The sequence below is a fragment of the Paenibacillus sp. FSL H8-0317 genome (assembly GCF_045040685.1).
Lineage (GTDB): Bacteria > Bacillota > Bacilli > Paenibacillales > Paenibacillaceae > Paenibacillus.
In genome coordinates, this window is sequence record NZ_CP150294.1 from 220,481 (window position 1) to 245,226 (window position 24,746).

Annotated in this window: 28 protein-coding genes; all 28 read left to right on the plus strand. The window is 46.3% G+C overall.

Annotated features, from left to right (window positions below; translation table 11 throughout):
• The first annotated feature begins 6 nt into the window (after positions 1 to 6).
• The 28 genes from MHB43_RS01135 to MHB43_RS01270 all read left to right on the plus strand — a co-directional run bounded on the left by MHB43_RS01135 (position 7) and on the right by MHB43_RS01270 (position 24,701).
• Positions 7 to 714, plus strand: coding sequence for a M12 family metallopeptidase (locus tag MHB43_RS01135; RefSeq protein ID WP_405131142.1), 708 nt, complete (start codon positions 7 to 9; stop codon positions 712 to 714).
• Between the two features lie 67 nt (positions 715 to 781).
• Positions 782 to 1,675, plus strand: coding sequence for a phage terminase small subunit (gene terS / locus MHB43_RS01140; RefSeq protein WP_405131143.1), 894 nt, complete (start codon positions 782 to 784; stop codon positions 1,673 to 1,675).
• A complete protein-coding gene (locus MHB43_RS01145) occupies positions 1,669 to 3,360 on the plus strand; it encodes a DNA packaging protein (protein WP_405131144.1) in 1,692 nt (563 codons plus the stop codon). Before terS ends, MHB43_RS01145 begins: the two co-directional genes overlap by 7 nt.
• Positions 3,361 to 4,842, plus strand: a complete 1,482-nt coding sequence (locus MHB43_RS01150; protein ID WP_405131145.1) for a phage portal protein — start codon at positions 3,361 to 3,363, stop codon at positions 4,840 to 4,842. It begins immediately after the preceding gene.
• Positions 4,835 to 5,665: a phage minor head protein gene (locus MHB43_RS01155; RefSeq protein ID WP_405131146.1), complete on the plus strand. Its 831-nt coding sequence runs from the start codon at positions 4,835 to 4,837 to the stop codon at positions 5,663 to 5,665. The genes MHB43_RS01150 and MHB43_RS01155 overlap by 8 nt, the downstream gene beginning before the upstream one ends.
• Before the next feature lie 95 nt (positions 5,666 to 5,760).
• Positions 5,761 to 7,002: an XkdF-like putative serine protease domain-containing protein gene (locus MHB43_RS01160; RefSeq protein ID WP_405131147.1), complete on the plus strand. Its 1,242-nt coding sequence runs from the start codon at positions 5,761 to 5,763 to the stop codon at positions 7,000 to 7,002.
• Positions 7,003 to 7,031: 29 nt separating this feature from the next.
• Positions 7,032 to 7,964 (plus strand): major capsid protein, encoded by a 933-nt coding sequence (locus MHB43_RS01165; protein WP_405131149.1) that lies wholly within the window; start codon positions 7,032 to 7,034, stop codon positions 7,962 to 7,964.
• Positions 7,964 to 8,293 carry a Rho termination factor N-terminal domain-containing protein gene (locus MHB43_RS01170; protein ID WP_405131150.1) on the plus strand — a complete coding sequence of 110 codons (330 nt, stop codon included), beginning with the start codon at positions 7,964 to 7,966 and terminating at the stop codon, positions 8,291 to 8,293. The genes MHB43_RS01165 and MHB43_RS01170 overlap by 1 nt, the downstream gene beginning before the upstream one ends.
• Positions 8,271 to 8,657 (plus strand): hypothetical protein, encoded by a 387-nt coding sequence (locus MHB43_RS01175; protein WP_405131151.1) that lies wholly within the window; start codon positions 8,271 to 8,273, stop codon positions 8,655 to 8,657. Before MHB43_RS01170 ends, MHB43_RS01175 begins: the two co-directional genes overlap by 23 nt.
• Positions 8,654 to 8,977 carry a hypothetical protein gene (locus MHB43_RS01180; protein WP_405131152.1) on the plus strand — a complete coding sequence of 108 codons (324 nt, stop codon included), beginning with the start codon at positions 8,654 to 8,656 and terminating at the stop codon, positions 8,975 to 8,977. The genes MHB43_RS01175 and MHB43_RS01180 overlap by 4 nt, the downstream gene beginning before the upstream one ends.
• Positions 8,967 to 9,491 carry an HK97 gp10 family phage protein gene (locus MHB43_RS01185; protein ID WP_405131153.1) on the plus strand — a complete coding sequence of 175 codons (525 nt, stop codon included), beginning with the start codon at positions 8,967 to 8,969 and terminating at the stop codon, positions 9,489 to 9,491. The genes MHB43_RS01180 and MHB43_RS01185 overlap by 11 nt, the downstream gene beginning before the upstream one ends.
• Positions 9,491 to 9,958, plus strand: a complete 468-nt coding sequence (locus MHB43_RS01190) for a hypothetical protein (protein ID WP_405131154.1) — start codon at positions 9,491 to 9,493, stop codon at positions 9,956 to 9,958. Before MHB43_RS01185 ends, MHB43_RS01190 begins: the two co-directional genes overlap by 1 nt.
• Positions 9,955 to 10,200: a hypothetical protein gene (locus MHB43_RS01195; RefSeq protein WP_405131155.1), complete on the plus strand. Its 246-nt coding sequence runs from the start codon at positions 9,955 to 9,957 to the stop codon at positions 10,198 to 10,200. The genes MHB43_RS01190 and MHB43_RS01195 overlap by 4 nt, the downstream gene beginning before the upstream one ends.
• Positions 10,181 to 11,533, plus strand: coding sequence for a phage tail sheath subtilisin-like domain-containing protein (locus MHB43_RS01200; RefSeq protein WP_405131156.1), 1,353 nt, complete (start codon positions 10,181 to 10,183; stop codon positions 11,531 to 11,533). The genes MHB43_RS01195 and MHB43_RS01200 overlap by 20 nt, the downstream gene beginning before the upstream one ends.
• A 3-nt stretch (positions 11,534 to 11,536) precedes the next feature.
• Complete coding sequence (locus MHB43_RS01205) at positions 11,537 to 11,980, plus strand: phage tail tube protein (RefSeq protein ID WP_127550629.1); 444 nt, start codon at positions 11,537 to 11,539, stop codon at positions 11,978 to 11,980.
• A gap of 414 nt (positions 11,981 to 12,394) precedes the next feature.
• Complete coding sequence (locus MHB43_RS01210) at positions 12,395 to 12,805, plus strand: hypothetical protein (RefSeq protein ID WP_405131157.1); 411 nt, start codon at positions 12,395 to 12,397, stop codon at positions 12,803 to 12,805.
• A gap of 146 nt (positions 12,806 to 12,951) precedes the next feature.
• Positions 12,952 to 16,380: a tail tape measure protein gene (locus MHB43_RS01215; RefSeq protein WP_405131158.1), complete on the plus strand. Its 3,429-nt coding sequence runs from the start codon at positions 12,952 to 12,954 to the stop codon at positions 16,378 to 16,380.
• A 3-nt stretch (positions 16,381 to 16,383) separates the two neighbouring features.
• The gene (locus MHB43_RS01220; RefSeq protein WP_405131159.1) at positions 16,384 to 17,037 is read left to right on the plus strand and encodes a hypothetical protein; all 654 of its coding nucleotides are present in this window, start codon (positions 16,384 to 16,386) and stop codon (positions 17,035 to 17,037) included.
• Between the two features lie 11 nt (positions 17,038 to 17,048).
• Entirely contained in the window at positions 17,049 to 18,029 is a 981-nt protein-coding gene (locus MHB43_RS01225; protein WP_405131160.1) for a hypothetical protein, read from the plus strand.
• The gene (locus MHB43_RS01230; RefSeq protein WP_211085480.1) at positions 18,029 to 18,352 is read left to right on the plus strand and encodes a DUF2577 family protein; all 324 of its coding nucleotides are present in this window, start codon (positions 18,029 to 18,031) and stop codon (positions 18,350 to 18,352) included. The genes MHB43_RS01225 and MHB43_RS01230 overlap by 1 nt, the downstream gene beginning before the upstream one ends.
• A gap of 3 nt (positions 18,353 to 18,355) precedes the next feature.
• Positions 18,356 to 18,799: a DUF2634 domain-containing protein gene (locus MHB43_RS01235; RefSeq protein ID WP_405131161.1), complete on the plus strand. Its 444-nt coding sequence runs from the start codon at positions 18,356 to 18,358 to the stop codon at positions 18,797 to 18,799.
• The gene (locus tag MHB43_RS01240; protein WP_211085478.1) at positions 18,796 to 19,620 is read left to right on the plus strand and encodes a baseplate J/gp47 family protein; all 825 of its coding nucleotides are present in this window, start codon (positions 18,796 to 18,798) and stop codon (positions 19,618 to 19,620) included. The genes MHB43_RS01235 and MHB43_RS01240 overlap by 4 nt, the downstream gene beginning before the upstream one ends.
• Positions 19,617 to 20,270 carry a hypothetical protein gene (locus MHB43_RS01245; protein WP_405131162.1) on the plus strand — a complete coding sequence of 218 codons (654 nt, stop codon included), beginning with the start codon at positions 19,617 to 19,619 and terminating at the stop codon, positions 20,268 to 20,270. The genes MHB43_RS01240 and MHB43_RS01245 overlap by 4 nt, the downstream gene beginning before the upstream one ends.
• Complete coding sequence (locus MHB43_RS01250) at positions 20,270 to 20,590, plus strand: hypothetical protein (RefSeq protein WP_211085476.1); 321 nt, start codon at positions 20,270 to 20,272, stop codon at positions 20,588 to 20,590. The genes MHB43_RS01245 and MHB43_RS01250 overlap by 1 nt, the downstream gene beginning before the upstream one ends.
• On the plus strand, positions 20,583 to 23,450 hold the full coding sequence (locus tag MHB43_RS01255) for a hypothetical protein (protein ID WP_405131163.1): 2,868 nt from the start codon (positions 20,583 to 20,585) through the stop codon (positions 23,448 to 23,450). Before MHB43_RS01250 ends, MHB43_RS01255 begins: the two co-directional genes overlap by 8 nt.
• Complete coding sequence (locus tag MHB43_RS01260; RefSeq protein WP_405131164.1) at positions 23,447 to 24,058, plus strand: hypothetical protein; 612 nt, start codon at positions 23,447 to 23,449, stop codon at positions 24,056 to 24,058. The genes MHB43_RS01255 and MHB43_RS01260 overlap by 4 nt, the downstream gene beginning before the upstream one ends.
• On the plus strand, positions 24,059 to 24,508 hold the full coding sequence (locus MHB43_RS01265; protein WP_405131165.1) for a hypothetical protein: 450 nt from the start codon (positions 24,059 to 24,061) through the stop codon (positions 24,506 to 24,508).
• A 55-nt stretch (positions 24,509 to 24,563) separates the two neighbouring features.
• A complete protein-coding gene (locus MHB43_RS01270; protein ID WP_405131166.1) occupies positions 24,564 to 24,701 on the plus strand; it encodes a hypothetical protein in 138 nt (45 codons plus the stop codon).
• Positions 24,702 to 24,746 lie beyond the last annotated feature (45 nt).

The window sequence follows — 24,746 nt, forward strand, 5'->3', positions numbered from 1 at the left end:
TGTGATATGAGTAAAATACAAATGTGTGTCGAATTTAAACCAAGGGATATGCATAATGAGGCTATGGAAGATAGTTTAGTCGCACCAACTCCTAAGACTCTTAAGTGGAGAAATGGTCAAATTATCAGAGTTAAGTTCTTAGATGGAACTGATTTTGTTAAAAGTAAAGTTGAACAATATGCACAAGTATGGGAAGAATATGTGAATATTAAATTTGATTTCGGGAATCACGAAGAAGCTGAAATACGCATATCCTTTAAATTATCAGGATCATGGTCCTACTTAGGAAAACACTGTTTGTCCATATCGGATCAAACTATACCGACAATGAACTATGGTTGGTTTGATGAAAACACTCAGGATGAGGAATTTAGAAGAACAACTTTACACGAATTTGGTCATGCATTAGGGTTTGGTCATGAGCATCTCAATCCTGAAGTCGATATTCCTTGGGACAAAGAAAAGGTATATGATTATTATATGGGACCACCAAATAACTGGACTAAAGAGATGATTGATTACAATATATTTAATAGGTATGAGCCGAAGGAAGCAGTGTTCTCTCCTTTTGATGATAAATCCATCATGCTTTATGCAATTCCAAATGAGTTGACAATTGGAGAATATCAAGTAGGGTGGAATACAAATCTTTCTGAAATGGATAAGGAGTTTGCATCACAGTATTATCCGAAGGTAGTCGAGACTACTCATTAAAGGAACTTAAGAAGACGAGCGTGCTGATGGCGCTCGTTTTTTATTTGTTGGGGGTGGTGGTAATGTAATGGCCAGAGAGAGAAGTCCTGAGCGGGACAAGGCTAAACTTATGTGGATAGAGAGCGGCGGAAAGATGATGCTAAAGGACATCGCCGCCGCTCTTTCTGTTCCCGAATCCAGGGTACGCAAATGGAAGTCCATGGATCGTTGGGAAGTACAATTCAATGGGAGCGCTGAGGGATCTCCCAAAGGGAACGTTCCAAATGGGGCGAATGGGAGCGTTTCGAAATCAAGGGGAGCGCCCAAGGGCAACAAAAATGCATTTGGCAATCGGGGCGGTGCTCCACCGGGTAACCAGAATGCTGTGGGTAACCGCGGTGGCGATGGTGGTCCATATCGCAACAAGCATGCGCTCAAGACAGGGATGTATGAAACGATCTTCCTTGATACGTTGGAGCCTGATGAACAGGATATGATGGATCAGATCGATACTGACCCCCTTGCGCAGCTCAATGAACAGTTGATCATGTTGTCCCTGCAGGAGCGACGACACATGAAGCGAGTTAAGCTTCTTGAATCCGGTCTTACTGATGAAGAGCGTAAGACAAAGCAAGAGCTCATGCAGCGGCAGGACAAAGTTTCTATGTTGAGCCCTAAGACGGGAAAGGCAATCACGGTACCACTTACCACCGAAGGGATGAAGGTCACCGAGATTACGACCGTAGTCACGTCCAAGCTGGACAAGATACTCCAACAAGAGGAAGCCTTGGTCAAAACACGGGATAAGAAGCTTCGGGTCATCAATTTGATCGCCAGCTTGCAGCAAGAAGAAGAGAAATTAAGAATCGCCCGTGAACGTCTTGAGCTGGATAAATACAAGGCGTTGGGCCATGGGGATGAAAGCGGGGGCGGAAATGATGTAGACGATGAAGATGATGATGGGGATGATTTAGATTGGTAATTGCACTGGCTAAGGAACACCGTCGTCGAATCAAGCGTAGGCTGCAACAACGACCGGACAAGCTCACTGAGTTAAAAGCGATCTTGTTAGACTTCGAACAGTTTTGTTACCGGATGCTCAAGATCAAGGACAAGTCCGGTGCTATGGTAAGGTTGATCCTCAATGATGCCCAACGGCGTTATGCTGCAAAGGTATTTGAGGATCTGGAAGCAGGGAAGCCCGTTCGGATCATCATTCTGAAAGCTCGGCAAATGGGATTTTCAACGGTGACAGAGGCGCTGATCTATTATTTCACTTCCCTTCAGGAAGCGAAGAACGCTTTTATTGTTGCTCAGTCTTCAGATGCTTCCAGTAACTTGTTCGATATGTTCCAGCTTTACTATGAACGCGTGCCATCAGTTATTCAGCCGATGACTCGCAAGAACAACGCCAAGAAACTGACTTTTGAGAACCCAGCGATCCGGACGGCAGACCGCCGAAGGAGTCCGGGACTTAAATCAAAGATCACTGTTCAGACAGCTGAAAGCCGAGTTCTTGCCCGTTCTGATACGATTCATTATCTTCATGCGTCGGAGGTTGCCTTCTGGCCAGCCAAGAAGAAGAAGCGGCATCTGCTGTCGTTGTTGGCCGCATTATCCAAGGAACCGGGAAGCATCGGAATTATCGAATCCACAGCGAACGGGATGGAAGAGTTCAAGCAAATATGGGATGCAGCCGTGAAGGGCGAGAATGATTTTTCTCCGCTCTTTTTTGCATGGTTCGAAATGCCGGACTATCGCAAGCCTGTTCCTCCTGGTTTTGAACTGACGGAAGATGAGCTGGAGCTGAAGGGAAAATACGGGCTGGATGATGAACAGTTGCAATGGCGACGGTACACCATCCGGAACGATTGCGGTGGCGATTCACGGCAATTCGAACAGGAGTATCCTTCTGAACCTGATGAAGCGTTCCTGTTATCTGGGGAAAGCATCTTTGATAACAAATTCATTAAGCGCCTGAAGGAAGCAATTAAACTGAAAGGTGCTATTCATGAAATTGATTTTGTTAAAGAACAAGTTGTCCCGGCTCATGCGGGGGAACTGGTCATCTATCATTTTCCAGAGCAAGGGAAGCGATATATTTTATCTGCAGATACAGCAAAGGGTACCGAAGATGGCGACTATGACGCTGCTTATGTGATCGATGCGCGTACAGGTGAAATGTGCGCCGCTCTTCATGGCAAGTGGGACACTGACTTGTTCGGGAAAAAGCTGAACACGTTGGGCTTGTATTACAACACAGCATTGCTGGCAGTGGAAAACAACAACACCGGGGAATCTGTTCTCAATACGTTGTTCAACACATGTCATTACCCGCTGCTATTCCTTCATAAGAAGGGCAAGCTTGGATGGGAAACCAATAAGGCAACCCGCCCTGTAATGATCAGTGATTTCAAAGAAGCCATTCGTGATGAGCTTTATGATATTTACTGTCCTGATCTGTACGGCGAGTGTATGACTTTCATTGATAACAAGGGCAAGGCAGAAGCAGACAGTGGTTGCCACGATGACCGAATCATGGCTTATTCAATCGCCTTGCAGGTGCGTCAGGTAGCCGATAAGTGGTTCCAATGGTTTAAGAAAAAACAACAGCAACGGGAGGAATCGAAGCATGAAGAAAACAATGGGGGAGCGGGGTGGATTTAATTGAGTGAAGGCAATGCATCATGGGTTCCATTTGCGAAAGAAGAAGGTAAGCACATTCCATCCAGTGCCCAACTTCCCGATGTATTCGACAGCTTATACGATCATCACGGGCTGTTACCATTTGAATCAGGCAACGATCCTACTTCCTGCAGGTTGCTTGTCAAAAACAGCAATATCATTCCTCAGTGCATCGAGGCATATAAGCGGAACATTGCTGGCCACGGTATTGCTTTGGAATATGTGTCTGGTGAAGATGACAAATCGGCCAAGGAAGAATGGAACCGTGCTGAACGATTTTTGGAGACTTGCAACCTCGAAGATAATCCTGAAGAGATCATAGGCCAACTTATTGAGGATTTGGAAAGCACGGGGATGGCCAACATGGAAGTTGCTTGGCCGAGCGGGAGTGAGTTCCCAACGATCTTCCGGATGGACCCGAAGTATGTACGATACACCAAGGAAAGCAAACTTGCGACATTTAAACGCAAACGACGGATCAGCTCTACCCGAGAAGTTGAGGAATTCACTCAACAAATCTATGCACGTCGATATGCAATGAAGCGCGGGACATCGGTAGTTTGGTTTCGATTGTTCGGTACTGATGGTACCGAGAATCAGGTCATTCCGTTGAAGGTTGGCAATGACGGCGCCTATGGTGAACCTCGCTGGTTTGGGAACGCGCCTGGTGTAGTCGGCTCTCGTGAAGCTGAGGAATTGAACGTATCCTATTTCTCAAATGGTCGAATGCTTTCCATGATCCTGACTGTGACGAATGGACGACTCACTCAACAATCCATGGAGCTATTGAGTAAGGTCAAAGGATCTCAATCCCAAGGGGGTATTCTTTACCTTGAAGCCAAAGGGCAAGAAACAGGCGGACCATTAGACGAGAAGGTCGAGAAAGTATCTATCCAGATGGACAAGCTCAATGACCTTCTGCAACAAGATGCGCTCTTCCTTGATTATGGAAAGGAAAAGAAAGCTGATATCTTGTCATCCTTCCGCTTACCGCCGATTCTTGTTGGCCAAAGCTCAGACTATAACCGGGCGACAGCTCAAGCAGCGTTGGCATTCGCTGAAGAACAAGTATTTGAACCTTACCGCAAGTGGATCATGAACGAGATTTTCAACAAGCGGTTGTTCCCAGCCATGGGAATCTTCCGAGTGAAAGCAGTGCTTCGAGCACCGAGCATCATTGATCCAGAAGACCGCAAGGCAATGTTGGACTTTATTGCTGACCGCGGTATTATGTTGGTCCGTGACCTGATCCCGATTGCTGAGGATGTTTTGGGTACGACGATTGATGAAAGTAAGTTCAGTCCGAAATACCTAGATACGCCGATTGCACAATTAGCAGGAAGCCAACCGGCTATTCTTGATCCGGAAGGGAACGGCGATGCTGACGACCTGCAGGAGCGTGTTTCGATCATCGCTAAGCGTTTACTGCGAAAAGGATCAGCTGAGGTGGGCGCTCATGTGTGAAGCCTGCTGGGAACTGATTGTCAAAGCTGATGACGATGAGTTTCTTGATAGTCTTGAGCTGACATATGTGGAGCGCAAGTTGCTTGAAGAGTTGTACAAGCAGGGTGAAGATCGGATCATGGAGATCCTTGAGCTTCAGGGAGAAGCCCTTCAGGATGCTATCGCTGAACTGAGCGAGGAGTCACTTGGTGATATCGGCGAGTTGGGAAAGGTCATGATTGCTTTACACACATCCGAAGTCTTCGGGGATCTGTTTGAACAGGCGGTACAGGATGCATTCGAACCTTTGTTCAATCTGGCGGGAGAGTCTGAGCTGCTTGAGCTTGATGATGAAAAGGTGTGGAGCACTAAGAATAAGGCCGCCAAGAAATTTGTTAAGGAGATCCGCAGCCTGGTACCCGATATGAACCAGTCTTCAACGGATACACTCTTGCGAAGCTTCGAAAAGGCGATTGATGAAGGGAACACGCCTTCAGAGCGGGCTTTGCTTGTTCAGGAGATCAGCGCTCTTGCCGCTACGGGTGAAGATGGACCTTTCAGCATGGAGCGAGCTCAACGAGTATCACGAACGATGAGCACGGCAGCAGCCAATGGAGGTAAGCTTGAAGGTTGGAAGCAGTCCGAGATTGCCAAGGGTAAGAAATGGCGTTCTGCAGCCGGCAGTAGGACGCGGAAGACTCACCGCAAGGCAAATGGTCAAGTGGTTGATTTGGACAAACCGTTTAAGGTCGGCAAAAGCAAGCTGATGTATCCCGGTGATCCTTCAGGTGAAGCAGAGGAAATCATTAACTGCCGTTGCACTATGCAACTGGTACTTGATTAAGCGAGGTGAATTGTATATGAGAAATGTTGGTATGGTGCTGTTGTGGTCATGCCTGTTTGCTATGGAGTTATACATGAGAGGAGGTGAGAGAAGAAATGACCTACAAAATGAAGGACGCAAAGATTACGCACTTGTCGCTCGTGGATAAGGGCGCTAATGGTGTGCCATTCGCCATTATTAAAGCTGCTGGGAAAAACGCTATTCAAAAGCAAGTCCAAATCGCCAAGGTGGATGACACTCAACACATCGTTATTGGTGTGGTATATCAGCCAGATGTCGAAGATGTCCATGGTGACATGATGGATGCAGTAGAGATTGAAAAGGCAGCGCACCTGTTCATGGAGAACCAGCACACCTACAACATCGATAAGCAACACGACTTGGATGCTGATAAAGGATACGTTGTTGAATCTTATATTGCCCCGTGTGATATGGAGATTGGCGACCAAGTGATTGCAAAAGGATCGTGGGTTGCTGGTGTGAAGGTCACTGACGACGATGCCTGGGAAGAAATCCAAAAGGGTGACATCACAGGCTTTTCAATGTTTGGCGTGGGTAAGCGTGAGGAAGTCGAGGATGAAGAAGTATCCAAAGGTCTCATGCATCACATCAAAAAAGCAATCAACGCAGCAGTGTCACCGATTGTTAAAGGCGTTGTTGCCGATAAGTACAACAAAAATCGCAAGAAACGTGAGTTTTGGGCGGCTCAAGATGCCTTAAACGATGTTCTTTTCCGTTGGGACTCGTGGGATTCGGGAATGGAAACAGATCCCGAAGTTATACGCGAGGCCTTGCAAGATTTTGTTGAGATTGCCCAAGACGTATTGGTCCAAGAAGATATCGTGAAGGCCATAGGCAAGCCGCCGGAAGCCATTGTCAAAGCTGGCAAAAAGATTTCTGCCAGCAACCTGCAGCACATTGATGATGCGATTGCTACATTGACCGACCTTAAAAATAAAACAGCTCCCGAAGAAGAGCCCCAGGAGGAAGACGATTTGAAAGCAGAAGATATTGCAAAAGCCGTTCAAGCTGCTGTTGGACCTATTGTTCAGCAAATGGAGGGACTGGCAGCTGATGTCACTGAACTGAAGAAACAGGATGGTGGCGTTGATCTTGACGCGGGAACACCGGATTCGGGCAATGGTTCCGATCCTGAAGCCAATGCGGTTACTGATGCCATTGCCAAAGCATTGGCCCCGTTGACTGAGCAAATGAGCACGTTGGCAGCTGATGTACAGATCGTTAAAAATAGCCGTGGTGGATCTGCTCAAGGTGATATTCATGATGAAAATATTCACAAGTCAGATGGATCTGTGAGCTTCGGCGGCTTGTTGTAGTCAAAATTTGAAGGGAGACTATTAAACTTATGAAAACCAATGGACAAGTAATTAAATCGACCACCTTAACACCAATGGACCAACCAGCACTTAATTATCAACAAGTTGACGCCTTTTTGACCATGGCGTATGAATCCACCACTTTCTTAAAAGGCATTCGTACAATCACTCGTACAAGTGCAAAAGGCACGATTGATAAAATCGGGGTGACTGGACGGAACCTCCGCGGCAAAGTGGAAAACAACATGGCCAGCAAAATCACAGGACCAACATTCCCACAAGTGCCATATGCAGTAGCGCCTGTTGTCTTGGCATTCGAGATTACGGAAGAGTTTATCCGTCAAACGCAACGTGTCCGCGGACAGGATGCTGAGAGTATCATCATGGCTGCTATGACGAAGAACTACGGTGATAATATGCAAGACTTGGGCTTTAACGGGGATACAGCAACACCAAGCACTGATCCGGACTATGATTTCTTGAAAATCAACAACGGCTGGTTGAAAAAGGCGAAAGAAGAGGGGAATCTTATCGACTGGGATACACTGCCGGTTGAGAAGAAAGTCGGTATCTTCTTTGAATTGGAACGAGCTGTGCCGACACGCTTACGCGCTGCAGGTAAATTCAAATATTTCATGCATCCCAACACGTTCTCTGAACGTCTGCAAAAACTGGCTGAAAAAGATACTAGCGCTTCTATCCAAATTCAAATCATGGGTGCTCAAAAGACAATTAACTCGTACGACGTTGAAGAAGTCGCGCATATGCCTGAAGGTGTCGTGATTTTCACGTATCACGATAACTTTGTTTTGGTAAACACATATGAGATGCAGATCCGTAAGACAACAGAGGGTAAAGAAGCCATCTACGCGGATAAACGATTCTACGCCATCCATTCCGACTACGACTCTATCTTTGAAGAACCAGGCGCAGTATCGATTGCAGAAGGGGTGACGTTCTAATGCAAAAAGTAACCTTCACAGGCAAAAACACGTCTGTATCCAAATATGGCCATCGTTTCGAACCGGGCAAGCCTCTCATGATTGCTGATGAGATTGCAGATAAACTGGCACAGGAGCAGGATTTCACGGTTGAAGACAATCATGATGAACCTGCTCCTGCGGCTGACGATAACGGGAAAGATGATGGTCCTTCCCTTCAGGAACTGAAGGAGCAAGCCAAGGCGGCAGGCATTAAAGGTTTTTCGACGATGAACAAACCCGATTTGATTGATGCTTTGGCAGCTCTACCGCAGAAGGATGATCCTTATGCTAACGCCCCAACTTCTTAAAACTCGTAGCCGCGTCTCTCCAATCCAAGAAGCTGAAACGGAACAGTTGGAACAGTACATCGATGACGCCCAAGTGCGTATTGAGTTGTATTTACCCATTCCTTTCCCTGAAATTGTGGATCGGCAGCTCATGCTCGCATGGGTGAAGCTGGCTGAAGGGCTTGCCTTACAGGACAGTGAGGAATATCTGGCTGCTGTCGCTCGGAACTATGCTTCAGAGAGCGATGGGGCTTGGACATACACCCGACAAGCCATTGCAGGCATGACCACGGGTAACCCGGACGTGGACGCAATCTTGTTCCTTTGGGTCAAGAAACAACAGGGAGGGCCGGACGATGGCAACATCACGGCCTATTTGTTGTGAACCACCGATTTAAAACGCCACTTGCTGTGTATCGGGTTGGCAGCAAGCGAGACGGTGACGATCTGTTCAACGATCGGAAGACGGGTAAGGTTGGCGATCTCAAGTGTCATGTCATCAAGACGGAGACATCCGACAAGGCTGATGCAAAACCCGTGATGTACATCGTGAAGAAAACGATCGGCGTGGCCAAAACGGCTGATGTGAGAATCAGCGATGAAATTGTATTGTTCGGTCGTCGTTATCTCGTCATCGATGCGAATCCTCGGCGCTATTGGATGGAGCTGCTGATGACATGTGAGGTGAAAGGCAATGATCGTTAATGACTTTGATGGATTGGCACGTAGATTTAGAAAACTGGCTGATCAAGGGATGAAGCGGGTCCTGACCAACATTGCCGAAGCCTTGGGCGAAACGTTGTTAAACCACATCATTGACGAGATCGATCGGCAAGGTCTTATTGATACAGGTTTGATGTGGAACTCCTTTACTCGTGGTGGTGACGGAAACGTATGGGAATGGGACGTGGACCGGAACTCTATCACATTGGAAGTCGGATCTGATCTTGGGTCCGGTTCAAACGATCAGGGAGCATGGGGATACCCACGTTTGATTAATGACGGTTACACGATTCACAAAGCCCATTGGGTACCAGGTTATTGGAACAGTGGTGGATCATTTGTATATGACAGAAATGCCAAAACTGGCTTCATGGCAAAACCGCGTAGTTTCATTGGCCGCCGATACTTTGACATTGCTGTATCTCAGTTTGAAGGTGGAATGAATAGGCTCATCATACAACGCCTGGACAGAGAATTGGAAAGGGTGTTGCGCTGATGGATGCAGGATTAAAAGCATGGGCTGAGATTGTGCGACACGTTTACCCTGATCTGACGATTTTGCGGGACCGGACGCAATGGCTGGCAGGGAATTTTGATACGCCTTCCGTTTTTATTGAAACGGATCTTGTGTCTGATAAGACCCATACCCCCCGTGCTGACCGGATCGTAGAGGATGTGGGACTTGTGTTCCATTTTGATAAGGAGCGAGTAACGGAAGAAGACGAGGGGGAACCAATCCCCTTTGATCTGGCGCCGTTGTTCACATTCTTACGGCAACAAAGGTTTTGTTACGCTTCAAAACGCTTCGGTGTGGCATTGGTGATGGAACCACCGCGTAACCGACCCGAAAAGGATCGGATTGAAGTCACCTGCAGGTATTCGTATCTTCTGGCAGTGCCGAAGGTTCCGGTACCGAAGATCAATGAATTCCACATTGGATATGGAAAGGAGATCACACCATGAGTACACCACGCAAGGAAAGGCTTGTTGCCGCTGTCCAGGAGGATCTGAACAAGCGTACCAAGCAAGAATGGATTGAGGGTGCAGTTGCCTTGAAGCATGAACGCTTTGAGGTGGCGGGCGCCCTTTTTGATTGCAAAGCAGATACCCTGCTATCCCAGCAGGAAGTACAAAACCGACTGGAAGCATATTTGCAACCAGCGGTACAAAAGGAGGAATCGCTGAATGTCGATTCAGAGGGTTAGACCAGGGGGATATGTTGAGTTGATCGCTTTGGCCAAGGCTAGAGTCGTGCCAGTGACAGGCCGCGTACTGATCCCTTACCAAGCGGAATGGGGGGCGGCCAACCAAGCTATTGATATGGCCGACACGTCCGAACGCTTGAAGGAAAGCGGCCTGCAGGTTGATGAATTGGAGCTGGCTTCGGAAACGGGGGCAACGGTGGTCGGTTACCGTGTCACCAGTGGCTTGGAAAAGGTTGCTTCCGTATCTGTTACGGACAGTTACATGATTGAGGCACGTTATCCAGGATTACGCGGTAATGATTTTGAATACATGATTCGTGCCAGCTTGGTCGATGCCACCAAAAAGGAAATCATCGTCCGCGATACCAAAGGAATTTATGACACAGAGACGTTCACAGTGTCCGATAAGGCTTCTGCAGAAGAAGCCCTGAAGAAGTCAAATATGGTCCGGTTCAAATCGACAGGGGTTGTTGCTTGGGCGGACGTGGCATACACGGCGCTCACGGGAGCAGTATCTGGTTCAGCGACAATCACGGCGTCAGACTGGAGTCGGATCTTTAACCGGGTGGACGGTCTGACCTTCGATGTGTTCTATTTACCTTCAACGGAAGCGGCCGTCCAAGCTGCGGCAAAACAATGGTTGCTTGATCGCCGCATGAAGGCCCGCAGACTCGCTCAGTTGGTCGTTGCTGGGCTTCCACTCGATGATACCGACATTGATAAGCATAATGCCCGTAGCCGCGCTATGAACGCGCGGTACATCGTCAACTGTTCACTAGCTGGGACACACACCAACGGGAAAACGTACAACTCGGTGCAATGGGGAGCATGGGTGGCTGGCCTGATGGCTGGTACACCTGCGAATAAGTCCTTTACAGGGGCTAAGGTACCAATGACACAGGCTGCCATCGATTGGAGCCACAGCGAAGTTATCAAAGGGCTGGCTGAAGGAACTCTGATGGCTACACGAGACGGTTACGACTATATCATTGAGTCAGCGGTCAATACGTTGACAACGATGGGTGCAGGTGAACGTGAGGACTTTGGTAAGATTCGTGTTTCTATGACGATCGACCAAGTCCTGAACGACATCTATTCCACGGCGAAGAAGTGGAAGGCTAAACTGGACAATGACAAGGATGGTCGGGGTATGTTTATTGCGGCTGTGCTTGAATATCTGGCAATCCGCAGGAGCCAAAAAGCGATTGATGAAGGTTATACCTTCACGGAAGATCCGAACAATGTGAGTGACTTCGACTACGCTTATTTCAAACTATTCGCCAAACCGCTTGATGCCATCGAAGCATTCTATATTACTTGGGAGGTGGCTTAATAAATGGAACGCGAACTAATTGGCCGAAATCTCTCGGTTGAAGACGATAACGGGGATGCAGTTCAGACTATCAAGGAAATTGAAGTCACACTGAATCCTGAAACATTGGATGTTGTCCGAGCTCGTAGAATGGCCAAGACCAAACAAATCGTGGGATATGAGATTCCAGTTAAAATTGTTATGTCTAAATTGGAATCCAGGTTGCGTTATCGTCTGTTGACAGACTTTAAAGCAGGTAAAACCATGTTCCTCGATCGCATCACAGGTTCCTTGGAAGATATGCAGACAGGCAATACAGAACGGGTCCTTCTGACAGGGATTCATATCCACGGGAATATGGATATTTTGGTTGCTCAGATCGACAGCAATACAGGTATTGATATCACACTTGAAGGAACGGCTACAGATTTCGATTTTGTAGAACAGTTCCCTGATTACATGGCTTAATATTAATTTAGTAGCGAATTATGATCCAAATAAAGGAATTTGATATAAGTTGAAGAAACCCTACTACAGACAGAATAAAAGCCATAAGGAGAAAATCACGATGAGAGAGTTTTTTCAGAAGTTTCCACTCTGGTTCTGGTTTGCCTGGGTAGTGGTAATGATTTTGCTTATTGTTAACACGGTTCAAGGGTATTCCACTGCATTAAATGCCATTGCAATGCTTATCCTTACTATTGCTAATGGGATTCGAATTTGGAAGGATTACCGCTATTCAGCGATAATTTTTTTTGTAATCGGGATATTTTGTTTATTTATACTTGTTAAAACGTCATTATTATAAAGTTTCAATGCTGACCGTCATTTATATGGCGGTCTTTTTCGTTTCCAAAAAATTAAATTATTGGAGGAATAACAATGAGCGACAAATTACAAAAATATCTTGCGGCAGGTACAGAAGCGGCCAAACCGGAACAGATTGAAGTGCCAGTAGACGGAGAAAAATGGTCCGTTCGCCGGCTGACCACGATTGATATTCGTCGGTGTTATGATGTGGCGTTCAACGACGATGGAACCGCAAAGGAAACATTCAACGAGATCGATGCCATGATTGTACGTGCAACAGAACATGATTTCCCATGGAATAACAAAGAATTGTTGCTGGCTTACAAGTGTACGAACAAAAACGAACTGCCACCCCGTTTACTGAACGATCCTGATCACTATGCGGTATTGTCCAAGGCTGTTCGGAAATTTCAGGAAACAAAGGATGCGTTGCTTAAAGAAGCAAAAAACTCATCCGGCGAGACGGCGAAGCAAGCTGGATAGCATCCTTTTGGATTAATCAAAAGAAGCTACCTGCCGAAGTCTTGCCATATGAAGTAAATCGGAACAGACAATATCATTTCTGTCTTGCCGCATCGATGCTGGCTGAGGAAGAGATGAAGAAGCTTAACAAGTAGCATGGGAAGGGGGTGAACAATATCGCAGCCACAAGTCGGGTGACCGTCCCGTTTGAAGCTAAAGATTTAATATCTGGTGCTGTACGAAATATGCGCAGTTTGATTCAAAGAGCCACAGATGACGTGAAAGAGTTTCGACGCATTGCGGGTAGCATGGGCGATGATATAGTTTCCAGCAGTCGCAGGGCTAGAGATGCAGCCGATGATTTGGGTAGGCGAATACATGGTGCAGCGGATGAAGTACGAGATTTCAACCGTGTCCAACTGGATGATATTTTTCGTCGTTCGCGAGCTGGGGCCGATGATTTAAGGCGGTCTGCAAGTCGTGCCGATGCCGAGATCCGCGGGATAAGTGATGCTCATGTCCGACTCAGAGCAAATGATGAGATTAGCCCATTAGTAGACGGCATATCTGCCAAGATTGCAGCTTTGGCGACTGTAGCTGGGGGGCTTGTGCTTGGCGGTGGAATGTCAGATGCGCTGTTTGGTGGTGTAACAGACTATTACTCGGAAGCAGCGCGCAGCGCACCTTATATCCCTGCTCAGGAACGGCAAAAAGCACTCGCAATAAATGATGATCTCGTATCTCAAGGGATCATTCCAGACCGTGCAACTGGTGCGGGGAATCTGGCCGACATTGCACCGATGTTCCCTGATAAATCTATGATCGGGGAAGCAATCACGGCTTCATCAAAGATTCAATACATTCGTCCTGATGCTGGAGCTGAGGAAGTCAACCGTGCATTAGCTCAAGCTAGTAATGCATTTAAGGAAACGCCTACTCAGATCGCAGATAGCATGATGTATGCCTATCAAAGTGTGGGCGATCGTCAGCAAGATTTGTTCGATACATTCTGGGAATATAGTCCTTATTTTGCTAGTAGCGGTACGGATTCTGCTCAGATGAGTAATTTTTTATCAAAAACGGTCGAAGGTGGAGCCTTCAATTTCGACAAGCCTGGTGATTTCTTTAAAGAAACATTTGGAGTAAAAGCCCTAAATGCTGATGACATGGCTAATTATTTCGTTAGCAGGGGTTCAGGTAAAAAAGATGCAGCTAGTCAAGCTCAAGCATTCACAGAAGACATTAACTCTGGGGATAAGCAAAAAGCACAGGGTGCTATAGCCGCATTAGTTGCTGATTTAGCCAGTCAAAGTCGAAGTGATTTAAAGCAATCGCTTGTAACTCTTGGTTCAGCTGCTGCCGAGGATAATTCAGATTCGATTCTGAGTACGTATAGTCTACCTTTCGAAAAAGCACCGGATATGACCGGAACCACTGATCGATTGGTTGCAACTCAACAACAAGCTAACCCAATGACTGAATACAACCAGATCCAAGCTCAAATGCAAATGCAGATGCAAGACATCGGCGGAAATATCATGCAGGCTTCATTGCCGGCGCTTAAAGAATTTAACTCCTTGATCACTGAGAACAAAGACAGCATCGAAGCTTTTGGTGTAGGTGTTGTAAATGCAATTACGAAAGTGACCAATGTTTATAAGGAAAACGCTGGTTTAATTAATGCAGCATTGATTGGGTTGGCTAGTGTGCTTGTGATAAAAGGACTGGTTTCTTTTGGCCAGGGTGTGCGTCAACTCAATTCAGATCTTGCCGGAGCTGTTGGATGGGCAGGACAAAAAGGTAAGAATATCGTAACCGGGGCGGGTCAAGGGCTTAAAAACGGCTGGGATCGCATTCGGGGCAGATCATCCGGACCACCTGAGCCGACGGTGGAAACACCTGCCGAACGTGCTAATCGTATTCGTAATCAAGTAGGTGACCGTCGAATCAGGGGTGACTTAGGTCGTAATCGAAACAACTCAGGTAACCCACTGGGTGGAGTTCGTAGCTCATCAACGATGACAATTAATGCAAATCGGGTGAATGTGTATGGATCTACATCAGGTGGTAGAGGTAATGGTCGAAACCGTGGAAATAGAAGAGGCGGCGGGAATAACCGAGGTTCAGGGGGAGATCGTAACCGCAATAGAAACAATTCTCCTGATATACGTGACCCGAACAGGCGCGGATCGCGTGAAAATCCATATCGGGTGCGTCGGCCAAATCCTCCAACCCCTCCACCAACTCCTGACGTGCCAAACGGGGGTAAGATAGGGAACTTCATTAAATCGAATGCGAAAATGTTGAAAGCTGGCGGAATTATTGGGGCTGCCACATCATTGGGTTTCGGAGCATATGACTTATACCAGACAGCCAAGGAAACCGGGTGGAAGGAAGCCATATCTTCGTCAGGTGGTTCAGTTGCAGGTGGCGCCATTGGAGGTACGTTGGGCGGTATTGTCGGATCATTAGCCGGTCCGCTCGGAACTGCTGCAGGTGCTTACTTTGGGAACTGGGCAGGAGAGAAGCTTGGTGCACTTGCTGATTCAAGCGGTATTACTCGTGACATCGTGGATGGTGTTTCATCTCTTACAGACTCTATCAAGGGTTGGATGGGTTTTGGTCCAAAAGAAGAGGCTAAGCCGGTTATGCCTCAGTTACCCAAAGAAGCGTTTGTCACTACAACGGCTTCTACAACCAAGGAAGGCGAGCAAAAAATCAAGGAAACGATGGAAAGTGTCGTTTCTAATGTTCAGAAAAGCGGACTGAAGCAAGGCCTTACAGATGCAATGAACGAGAGCGGCATCACTCAAGCCGCAGATCATATTAAGGATAAGTTAGTGGGTATGTTCAAGGGTTCTGAGTCCAAAGAAGCTGAGAATAATGTCAAGGCTGTTGGGACAGCAGCCAAGGAAACCGAACAGAAAGCCAAGGATCTGGGCGTTACAACAAAGAATAGTACCAGGGATATTATCAGCGGCAACGGCCAGGCTGCTTTGAGTTTTAGTGGTGTGAGCTCATCGGCCAAAAGTGCGATTGATCTTACTCGCCAACATCTTGAATCGCTCTCAACTGTCTCAAGCAAAGGAAGCACCTGGGGTAGCAATCTAATCAGTATGATGGCGGCGGGAATGCAAAGTAAATTCCCGACATTGACAAGTATCGTTTCCAAAGCTGCAGGTGTGATCAAGGATTACCTGGGTTTTAGTTCCCCAACCAAAGAAGGTCCTGCCAGTAAGTCAGATCGATGGGCAGGAAACTTCGTATCCATGTTTTCGGATGGATTACGGCCGGACTCTATTAAACAACGCATGAATTTGATCGCGGGGACGATGCGTGATGGTGTAGAAGGCATTGAAGGTCCAGAATTATCCGGAGGCAACATTCCTGTCCGTACCACTTCACTGTCTGCCCAGGCATCCAGTGGAAATAAGTCTGTGACGATTGGCAATGTCACAATTGATCTCGGAGGGATTGCAGCGGGCATAACTGACTTCCAATCCTTTGCCAAGGCTCTGACAAGCCCTGAAGGGCGCGCACTGATCCGTGATGTAGCAGGTGAAGAAATATACAAAGCATTGGAGACAGGGGGTTAATTCATGCTTGCAATGTCTCAAGGGGCGATCCGGTTAACTTTCCCGATCACTCCGGCCGAAGTACAAATTACAACCGGTAATGACGTGGACACATTCAACGTCATTACCGGACAAGAGCGGACAGGGAAACCCACTGCCAAGTTGCAGCGGGTTTCTTTTACGGCTATTTTGCCCCGCGAGTGGCGCGAACTGTGGGAAACGGACAAGAAACAGACCGTCACTTACAAACGGCCAGAAACCACGTGGCAATTGATGGAGAAGTGGAAGCCTAAGCCAGTCGTGATCAACTTTGAAGAATTATTTTCCCAGACTATGTTGATTGAGAACATGGAGATCGTTTATAAAGATGGCCAAGGTAATATTCACATCACAATAAGCTTGGTAGAGCATAAACCTGTCAAAATTATTTCATATAGTAACACGAAGCAACTCCTGAAGCCTGGCGTGATCATCACTAAGTCTAGTAAGAGTAGGCCCAATACGACCAGCAAGAAAGACAAAAAGGATAAAACGAAGAAGTCGAAAGATAAGAAGAAGTCAGAGGATAAAAAGCAAAGTACTGCTGCAGCCAAAGATGCTGCCGATAATGCAACAGGTGCATTTGACTATACAGGGCAAAAAAACAAAATATCTGCAGCAGTAAACAAAGCGAAGTAAGGAGGGCGGTCATGGATAAATTTGCAGTCATATACGGTAAACAGGATGCCAGGTCTGCCTTGACTCCTGCTATAACCGACATTTCTTGGTCATCCCAAAGGGACGAAATCGCGCGAAGCATGACTGTGCGGTTGCGTGATATCCCTACGGTTAGTGTGGCCGGTATGCTGATGTGCTTTTCCCACCGGATCGGCAAGGCACTCCTTCATCACAAAAATCAGTTCTTTCATGGTCCAATCATTGACTATGAGAAAGACGAGTTTTCAGGTGTATGGGAGATCAAGGCCCGAGAAATTGGATGGTACCTTGCGAAGAATAAAGGTGTGCGACCATACCTAAAGGGCGAAGCAGGATCTGAGTTGCAGAAGTACATTCAGACGACTGGTGTTGACTTCCGTTGCCCGAAACTTGGCCTTACCCTGGATGAACGATATGGGACGATGGCGCATTCAGAAGTCATTTTGGATGTGTTGCAAAAGGCATATGAGCGTAGCGGCTACAGGTACCATGTGGATGCTATCCGGACGGAAACAAATTTTTACCTGCAGGTCGTTCGTGAAGGGACGAACGAGCGGGTACCCATTTTTGTTCCTGAACAAATGGAAGCCAGCAGCGCAGGATACAACATGGAAGACACTTACACCGTTGTCACAGCCCAGAAGTACAAGGATGACAAACTATCAGCATCTGTCACCAAAACGGATGCCAGCGCCCTGAAAACGTTCGGCCGCATGGAAGAAATCATCGAAGTTGAAGAAGAAGAGAACCCGACGACAGTTGCAACTCAAAGGTTGAAGGCGATGGCCAAGCCCAAGCAGATTAAGAAGATCACTGTTCGTCATGAGGATCATACTTTGTCGGGACTACGGGCTGGGTGGCTCGTGCTGATCAAGACAACCGTCGTCACTAAATGGATCGTGGAGAGTGCCGACACAAGCTGGAGTAATGGGATATTCACGGTCAAGATGGTTTTGGAAAGGAGGGAAGCGTGATGATGGGTGATGCTATCAAGCTATTAAAAGAGAAAGTGGCGGGGCACATCGATGCACGGGATACCGAACGTGCTACCCTTCTAAGCTGGCCAACTGCCAAGATTGAGGTGGATGGAGATCCTCATCCCTATGAGTCGGCAAGTTTAGTTTTTGCGGATTACCTGCAGGAACAAGAAATTGAAGTCACCTTTGATGTCTTGGAACCAGAACCTTCGGTATTGAAAGGCAAAATAATCATTCCAAGTCCCCTGCAGGTGGGTGATCGACTCCTGGTATCGCGTATGACAGGACAACGTTATTACGTGTTGGGAAAGGAGCGTTGATCCATGGAAGAAGATGAAACGTTATTCCCTGAAATGGAGTTGGAAGAGGTCGATGTCACAGACCTGATGGATAACATCCCTTCAGCGACTAAATGGACATACAAAATAGATTATCGTAACCGCAGGGCTGTCCTGGATGAGTCGGGGCGTCCAGTCCGGACAACCAGTTATGAGGAATTTCTTGTTGAAACCGCTATGAAGATCCTTTGCACCGAGCGATTCCAATATGTTGTATACGGCGCTGACATGGGCGTTGAAAAATCTGAGTGGCCAGGTTGGGAAGACACTGAAATTATTCGAGATATTGAAGAAGCATTAACGGCTCACCCGGAGATTGAGCAAGCCGAGGTTACGTCAATGACACGTGTTGATCGGGGCATGGATTTGACCATCCAAATTACGGGTCTTGTAGGCGTGGCCGAACTCAATGAGGTGATCTATACATGAGCTTAACGATTAATGATTTGCCTAAATTCCCTGTTGTCCCTGTACTTGAAGAAACCCCGGATATGATTTATCAACGATGGGTTAACCGGGCTATTACGATGGCCAACGAAAGAGGGCTGCCACCGCCTCCTGTGGGCGAAGGGGAATATTTTTATGACCTTTGGTACCCCATCGCTCAGGAGATCGCTGAACAGCAAGAATTGTGGGGCTATGGTGTGCTGCAGTCCACACCGATCTGGGCAGATGATGAATTCTTGGATGCTCATGGATGGGCTGATGGGATGGTCCGGAAAGATGGAGAATCCAACGATGATTATCGGCTGCGTATCTTGGACAGGGCCTTCACAGAAGAAGGTAATGGCCGTCGTAAAGATTATGAAATCTGGGCTAAAGAGATCCAGGGCGTGGGTGGTGCTGTCGCAGTAGAAAAGGAACATCATGACAACTCTATCGATCTGTATCTGACAGACATGAACGGTCAACCTATTACGGCTGAGTTTGCGGAGACAGTCAAAACCTTAATGTGGGAGGATTACCGTATTGCTGGCCATGACTTGGCTGTGCATCCGGCTCCGATCTTCCTAGTGACTGTAAAAGCCACGTTGGAAACAACGGAAGATCTGCAGCAGCTGGCCGAACTGATCCGTCAGCGTGTGACAGCGTACGCCAACGGTCGCAGCAAGTTGTTGTACAACTATATCGCGGCTCTCCTGCTTGTACCAGGCGTGGAGAATTACAGTGACTTTACCCTTAATGATGATGTTGAGGACATTGATGTGCCGCCTGTCTCGTTCCTGCAGGTTGAGGTGATGCTGTTATGATTCCCGTTCGGTACCGCGAGGTACTTGCGCCGTACTGGTATGAGAACGAGGTAGCAGGCTGGCACTTTGGCGTGATGGAAGAAGAAATTGATCTGCGAGCAGAGAAAATGAGCGAACTCGTGAATCAATTTTTACTGCAGCGGTCAACCTGGGGCTTGGACCTGTGGGAATGGATCTACTTCCGGACGGAACAGGTAGGTCCATTGGCAAACCGTCGAGAAGCGATCCGAAGGAAGCGACTGGCCAAAAAGCCGTTCAAGCTTCCAATCCTTCGGCAGCTTGGCGCACAATACGGAAAACTCCTGCAGGTGAAAGAAGAGTTTTTGGCCAAAGAGATCCACTTCGAATATGAAGGTAGCTCCCCCATTAATATGGCGGGGCTATTTACTGATTTTGAATATATTCGGCCAGTTCATATCAATAGAGCTGTGCCGGTGGCCAAAACAACAGCACCAGCGATAACAATGACAGGGAAAGGGTACTCGCATTCAGTTGATTTCCCAATCTGCGGATTAGAAATGCCCCTAGAGTTGGGTACGAGTGGCGTATTGGCTACTCAGAACGTCACGGTGGGCGCAGTGACATCACACACTCGGATTGACAGTCCGATTACAGGATTTGAAATACCCATGCAAGGAGGGACACCATAATGGCAGATGTTATTCAACCTTTAATGCTTGATTATGCAGTGACCGATGCGGATTCACATTTTGACCACGCCTTGGTAAATGTCAGTGGTGAGCTGGTGAAATATCCGATACACAATACCATCATCTCCGGAAGATCGATCCGCAAGTACGTGTTTCTGAACGATACTGAAGTCATCGGGAAACAGATCCTTGGTGCTTCGCTTATGGATAATCAAGGCCGGACGCTTGCTAATCAGCCGTTGAATGTTGTTAAGAACGATCGGGGCTTTCTGATCGGATTCGAATTTACGATTAAGTTGGAGGTGAAGGCAATTGTATAACAAACAAACGTGGTTGGACGAGATTCCCGACATGACAAAGCCCATCTATGACGCATCAGGGAAACAGAAGACAGACCCACAAACGGGGCGACCGTTGTTTGAGCTGGTTCAAGTTGGTACCCGAATAACTTCAAGCCGCCTTAACACGATGGAAGGTGGCATTGAAGCAGCTCATACATTGGTCGAGCAATTAGCTAAGGAACTGGGCGGCAACTTTGTAGTGCCTATTGATGGGACTATGGGGTTGCTATGTAACGCACAAGGTCTTAAAGCGACATGGACGACAGGGATAGCTTATGTGAGCGGTCGCCGTTATCAGGTAGCTGCAGGTGAAATGCCACTGAATCCAACTCAAGGACAATACTTGTACGTGGACATCGATGGAGTGGTCAAAAAAACGACTTCTCAAACAACAGCCAAAAAGGGATTAATGATATTCTATGTGGCGACTGATACGAGCGGGGTTATTTCAACTACGGATCACCGTGTGAATATTAGCATGGAAGAGATCTTGAAGAAAATAAAAGATATTAATATTGAGGATGCTGTAACAGGCGGGGCTAGCGGTCTCATGACGGGTGCTGATGCGAAGTTTGTTCGAGTGGACGGTGAAACTAAAACTGGATCTCAGGAAAAGGCTAATGCAGTTAAAGATTACGTAGAGAGTAGGTTAGACACTTCAGAACGAAGTGAGGTTACGTTGCAACCTGGACTTCAGGTCATTCAAGGTAAGAAGAACGCACCCTTTAACCTTTCAAGTATTAAAGGACGTACCTTGATTAACTTACTTGGAAGAATGGGCAACTTCGAAACATTAGGAACTTACACTTATTCGAATGGAATGACTGCAGTCATTGATACTACCTTTCACGCAGGAGGAACATCAAGCTTAAGAGTTGTAATTCCTTCGAATCAATCATCTGGTACTGTTTCTATTCCGAACGTAAAGTTACTCGCTAACAAATGTTACGTATTAATTGGAATGATTAAGAACGGAAATACGGACAATGGAGGACAAATTTCATTTGCAGGACTTGCTGATTCAGCGCTTGTTACGAATACAACAAAGTTCAATGCAATAGCTGTCAAATACAAACCTTCCGCTGATACGACTGTAAGTATCTCGATGGGCGTAAACGGAGTTCCAATTACGACTCAATACGCTAACTTCGACGAACTTCGATTGTATGAATTGACGCAAACCGAATATGATGCACTCGACACCGTGACACCTGAACAAGCCGCAACTATGTACCCTTACGTTGACAGCTTGCAGCCTGTAAAGAATCCGTATGCGATTCGATATGGAGAGAACTTAGTACCTCCGTTTTATGAGTGGGAATACGGCAAGATTGGAACGGGGAGGGCAGAGTTGTTATCTCCTTATGAATTATATCAATATGGCAAAGACTTATCCTCTTACGTCAACAATGATGTACTAATCCCTGTTATTCCTGGGATAACTTACACGCTGAGTGCCGAAATCGACAAGAACCCAACTACTATAACTGACGCGTTATTCTTCTATTGGATTGGAGCAGATGGTAATAGGCTCCCCGGAGAAGAACCAACAACTCGTAAGTACAAAGGAACTCACGTTGCACCTAATGACGCAAGGCAAATTCAATTATACGTAGATATGGACGTTACTCATACCACGGAGGACAAGACTCAGATTATAAAAAATCCAATGCTTAATATTGGGAGTACTGCTTTACCGTTTAAACCGCGTGAAGACCCTATGCTCGCGCTACAAACGGAATTATACGCTGATCCATTAACCGGAACTAATGCTGACGAAGTGTTCGAGAAGGACGGGCAGTATTACAAACTGGCGAAGTGGCGAGGCTTAGCGTTGGATGGGTCTTTGGTTTATCGATCTATACAAAACAAAACGGGTTACAAAATAGTTGGAAGTAAAATGAAAGAAGCAGCACCAGCATTTAATAAATTATTTGTATGTAAGTATAACGCGGATTTACTAACCAAAGCTTCGACTATGACAGGGCCTGATAATGCATATTTTTTGACTGCTGATTTAACGGACTTTAACGTCTCTATCGCAAACGTAGATAGTGGATGGGGAGACAGTTATACAAACTTATCGGCCGATGAGATTAAGGCGTATTTTTTGGGATGGAAGATGTTTAACTGGGATGGAACTACAGGGGGGGATCATAACGGGGTAAGTCAATTCACTGGTGCCGCTGGATCTGTAAAAGCTTGGATCAAAATTAGCGAGGTTGGCACAGCTGGGGCAAGCCGAACGACGGTTTTACCAACGACACAAGCACCTAACTACACACCATACCAACTCCTTTACCAACTCGCAACGCCAGTCGTCGAACCGATCATGTCAGAGGGTCAATTGACGTTAATCGAAGGAAGTAATCAGATTGAAGTAGGTACAGGAGTGGTTGTGCACGAAGAAACAAAGCCTGTATTTTCAAACCTATGGAGCACCTATGACATAAACTCAATAAATTCTTCTGGTCTTGCAGCTAATCCGTTAAACTACAAAGCTAAAAAGATTAGGACTGTTTATAAAAACAATCGCCCAGATGCATGGTCAATAATTAAAGACAACCTTAGCTACGGTTATGAACGTGCATATTTTCCTGCTGAATTGTTCGATAGCTTATCAACTTACTACGTAACGTACTTCATGTTAGACAAAACAGCAATTGCTCCATTTGTCGGATCGGTAGCTGAAAACGAAAAGACGTTGCTTAATGATCTGAACGAATCCGTACAGCAAAGTGTAGCGCGTGTATCCGAGACGGAGACGTCTTTAAACGACGTAGTACGTGAGCTGCTGCAGCAAAGAAATAAACGAAATATTTGGGGGCCGATAGAATGAAGAATGAACAAATTAAGCAGTTAGTTTATCCTCTTATTTCGACAACATCAAATATTTCCTATACTGTGCCTACTGGTAAATACACTGTCGTTAAGTCAATAATCATTTCTAACGGAAGTAGTGCTGACTTGACATATAGCCTTAATATTGGAGGGACATACATTGCTAGTAATCGCACATTAAAAGGAAAAGGCACATTGATTATAGATGATTTATGTATTCCATTATTGCCTGCACAAACAATCGTAACACAAGCTAGTACAGGTTCATGTGTAATGTATATTTCTGGCGTAGAAAAAGATTATATCAAAAGCAACTATCCGTACACGACAATAAATGCTGTGACAACTACCAGTTTAACTGCTATCCCAGGTAGGACGTCAGATATGATGATAAAGTCTATTATCATTCACAACGTAAGTACCAATACTGTCGCTGAAGTGACAGTACTCATGCCATGGACTTTTATACCACAAAAATCTCTAAACCCTAAGGAAACACTAATCATTCCAAATATCAATGCTCTTCTTCCCTCAATCTACGATTTATCTTATCGAGCGACCAATAACGTTTACGTTACTATAATCTTAGAAAAGGTGGTGCAATAAATGTTAATCGGAATGAAAGTTTACTATGATGTAAATTCAGGAAACGTCATTGTCATTACTCCTGAATTTGCTGGTGTTGCCGTTGAAACGACAAAGGAACAAGACTTTAAATTGTACAAAGCATTGGCAGAAAAAGTGCCAGAAGAGGTTGACTTTATTCAACTTGAACACGGAGCGTATATGTTTGATCGGTTCGAAGGTGGAGAGATTGCTCGTGTTGATCTCGAAACATTGGAACCATTGTTCAACTATCCTGTCAAGGAAGATGAAGAGCCCAAGCCGCCAACGATCTCATTAGAAAGTCAAATTAATGCCTTGAAACAAAGTTTGGCAGAATCAGACGCTCGTAATGAAAAGCTGGCCGAGGAAAACACACTCAATCAAATCGCACTGATGGAGCTGCATGCGATGTTGTTGTCAACGCTCCCGGATGAAGGCAATGCGAAGTAGTATTGCTTGGTTGCTGATCCGCCTGGCTAGAAAGATCATGAAGGGGGGTGAGAATATGTTGGCTATATACGTGGCTATGATTCATAAAGGTGTAATCAAAATTGACGATGTACCTACTGCTGGAGGCAATCGTGACAAAGTGAAAGCGGCTCTCGAAGCTACAGGAATGGACCAAAACGGCAATATCGCGTAACAAGCGTTCCGAAATCGGAGCGCTATTTTTATGCCCTCTGATCAA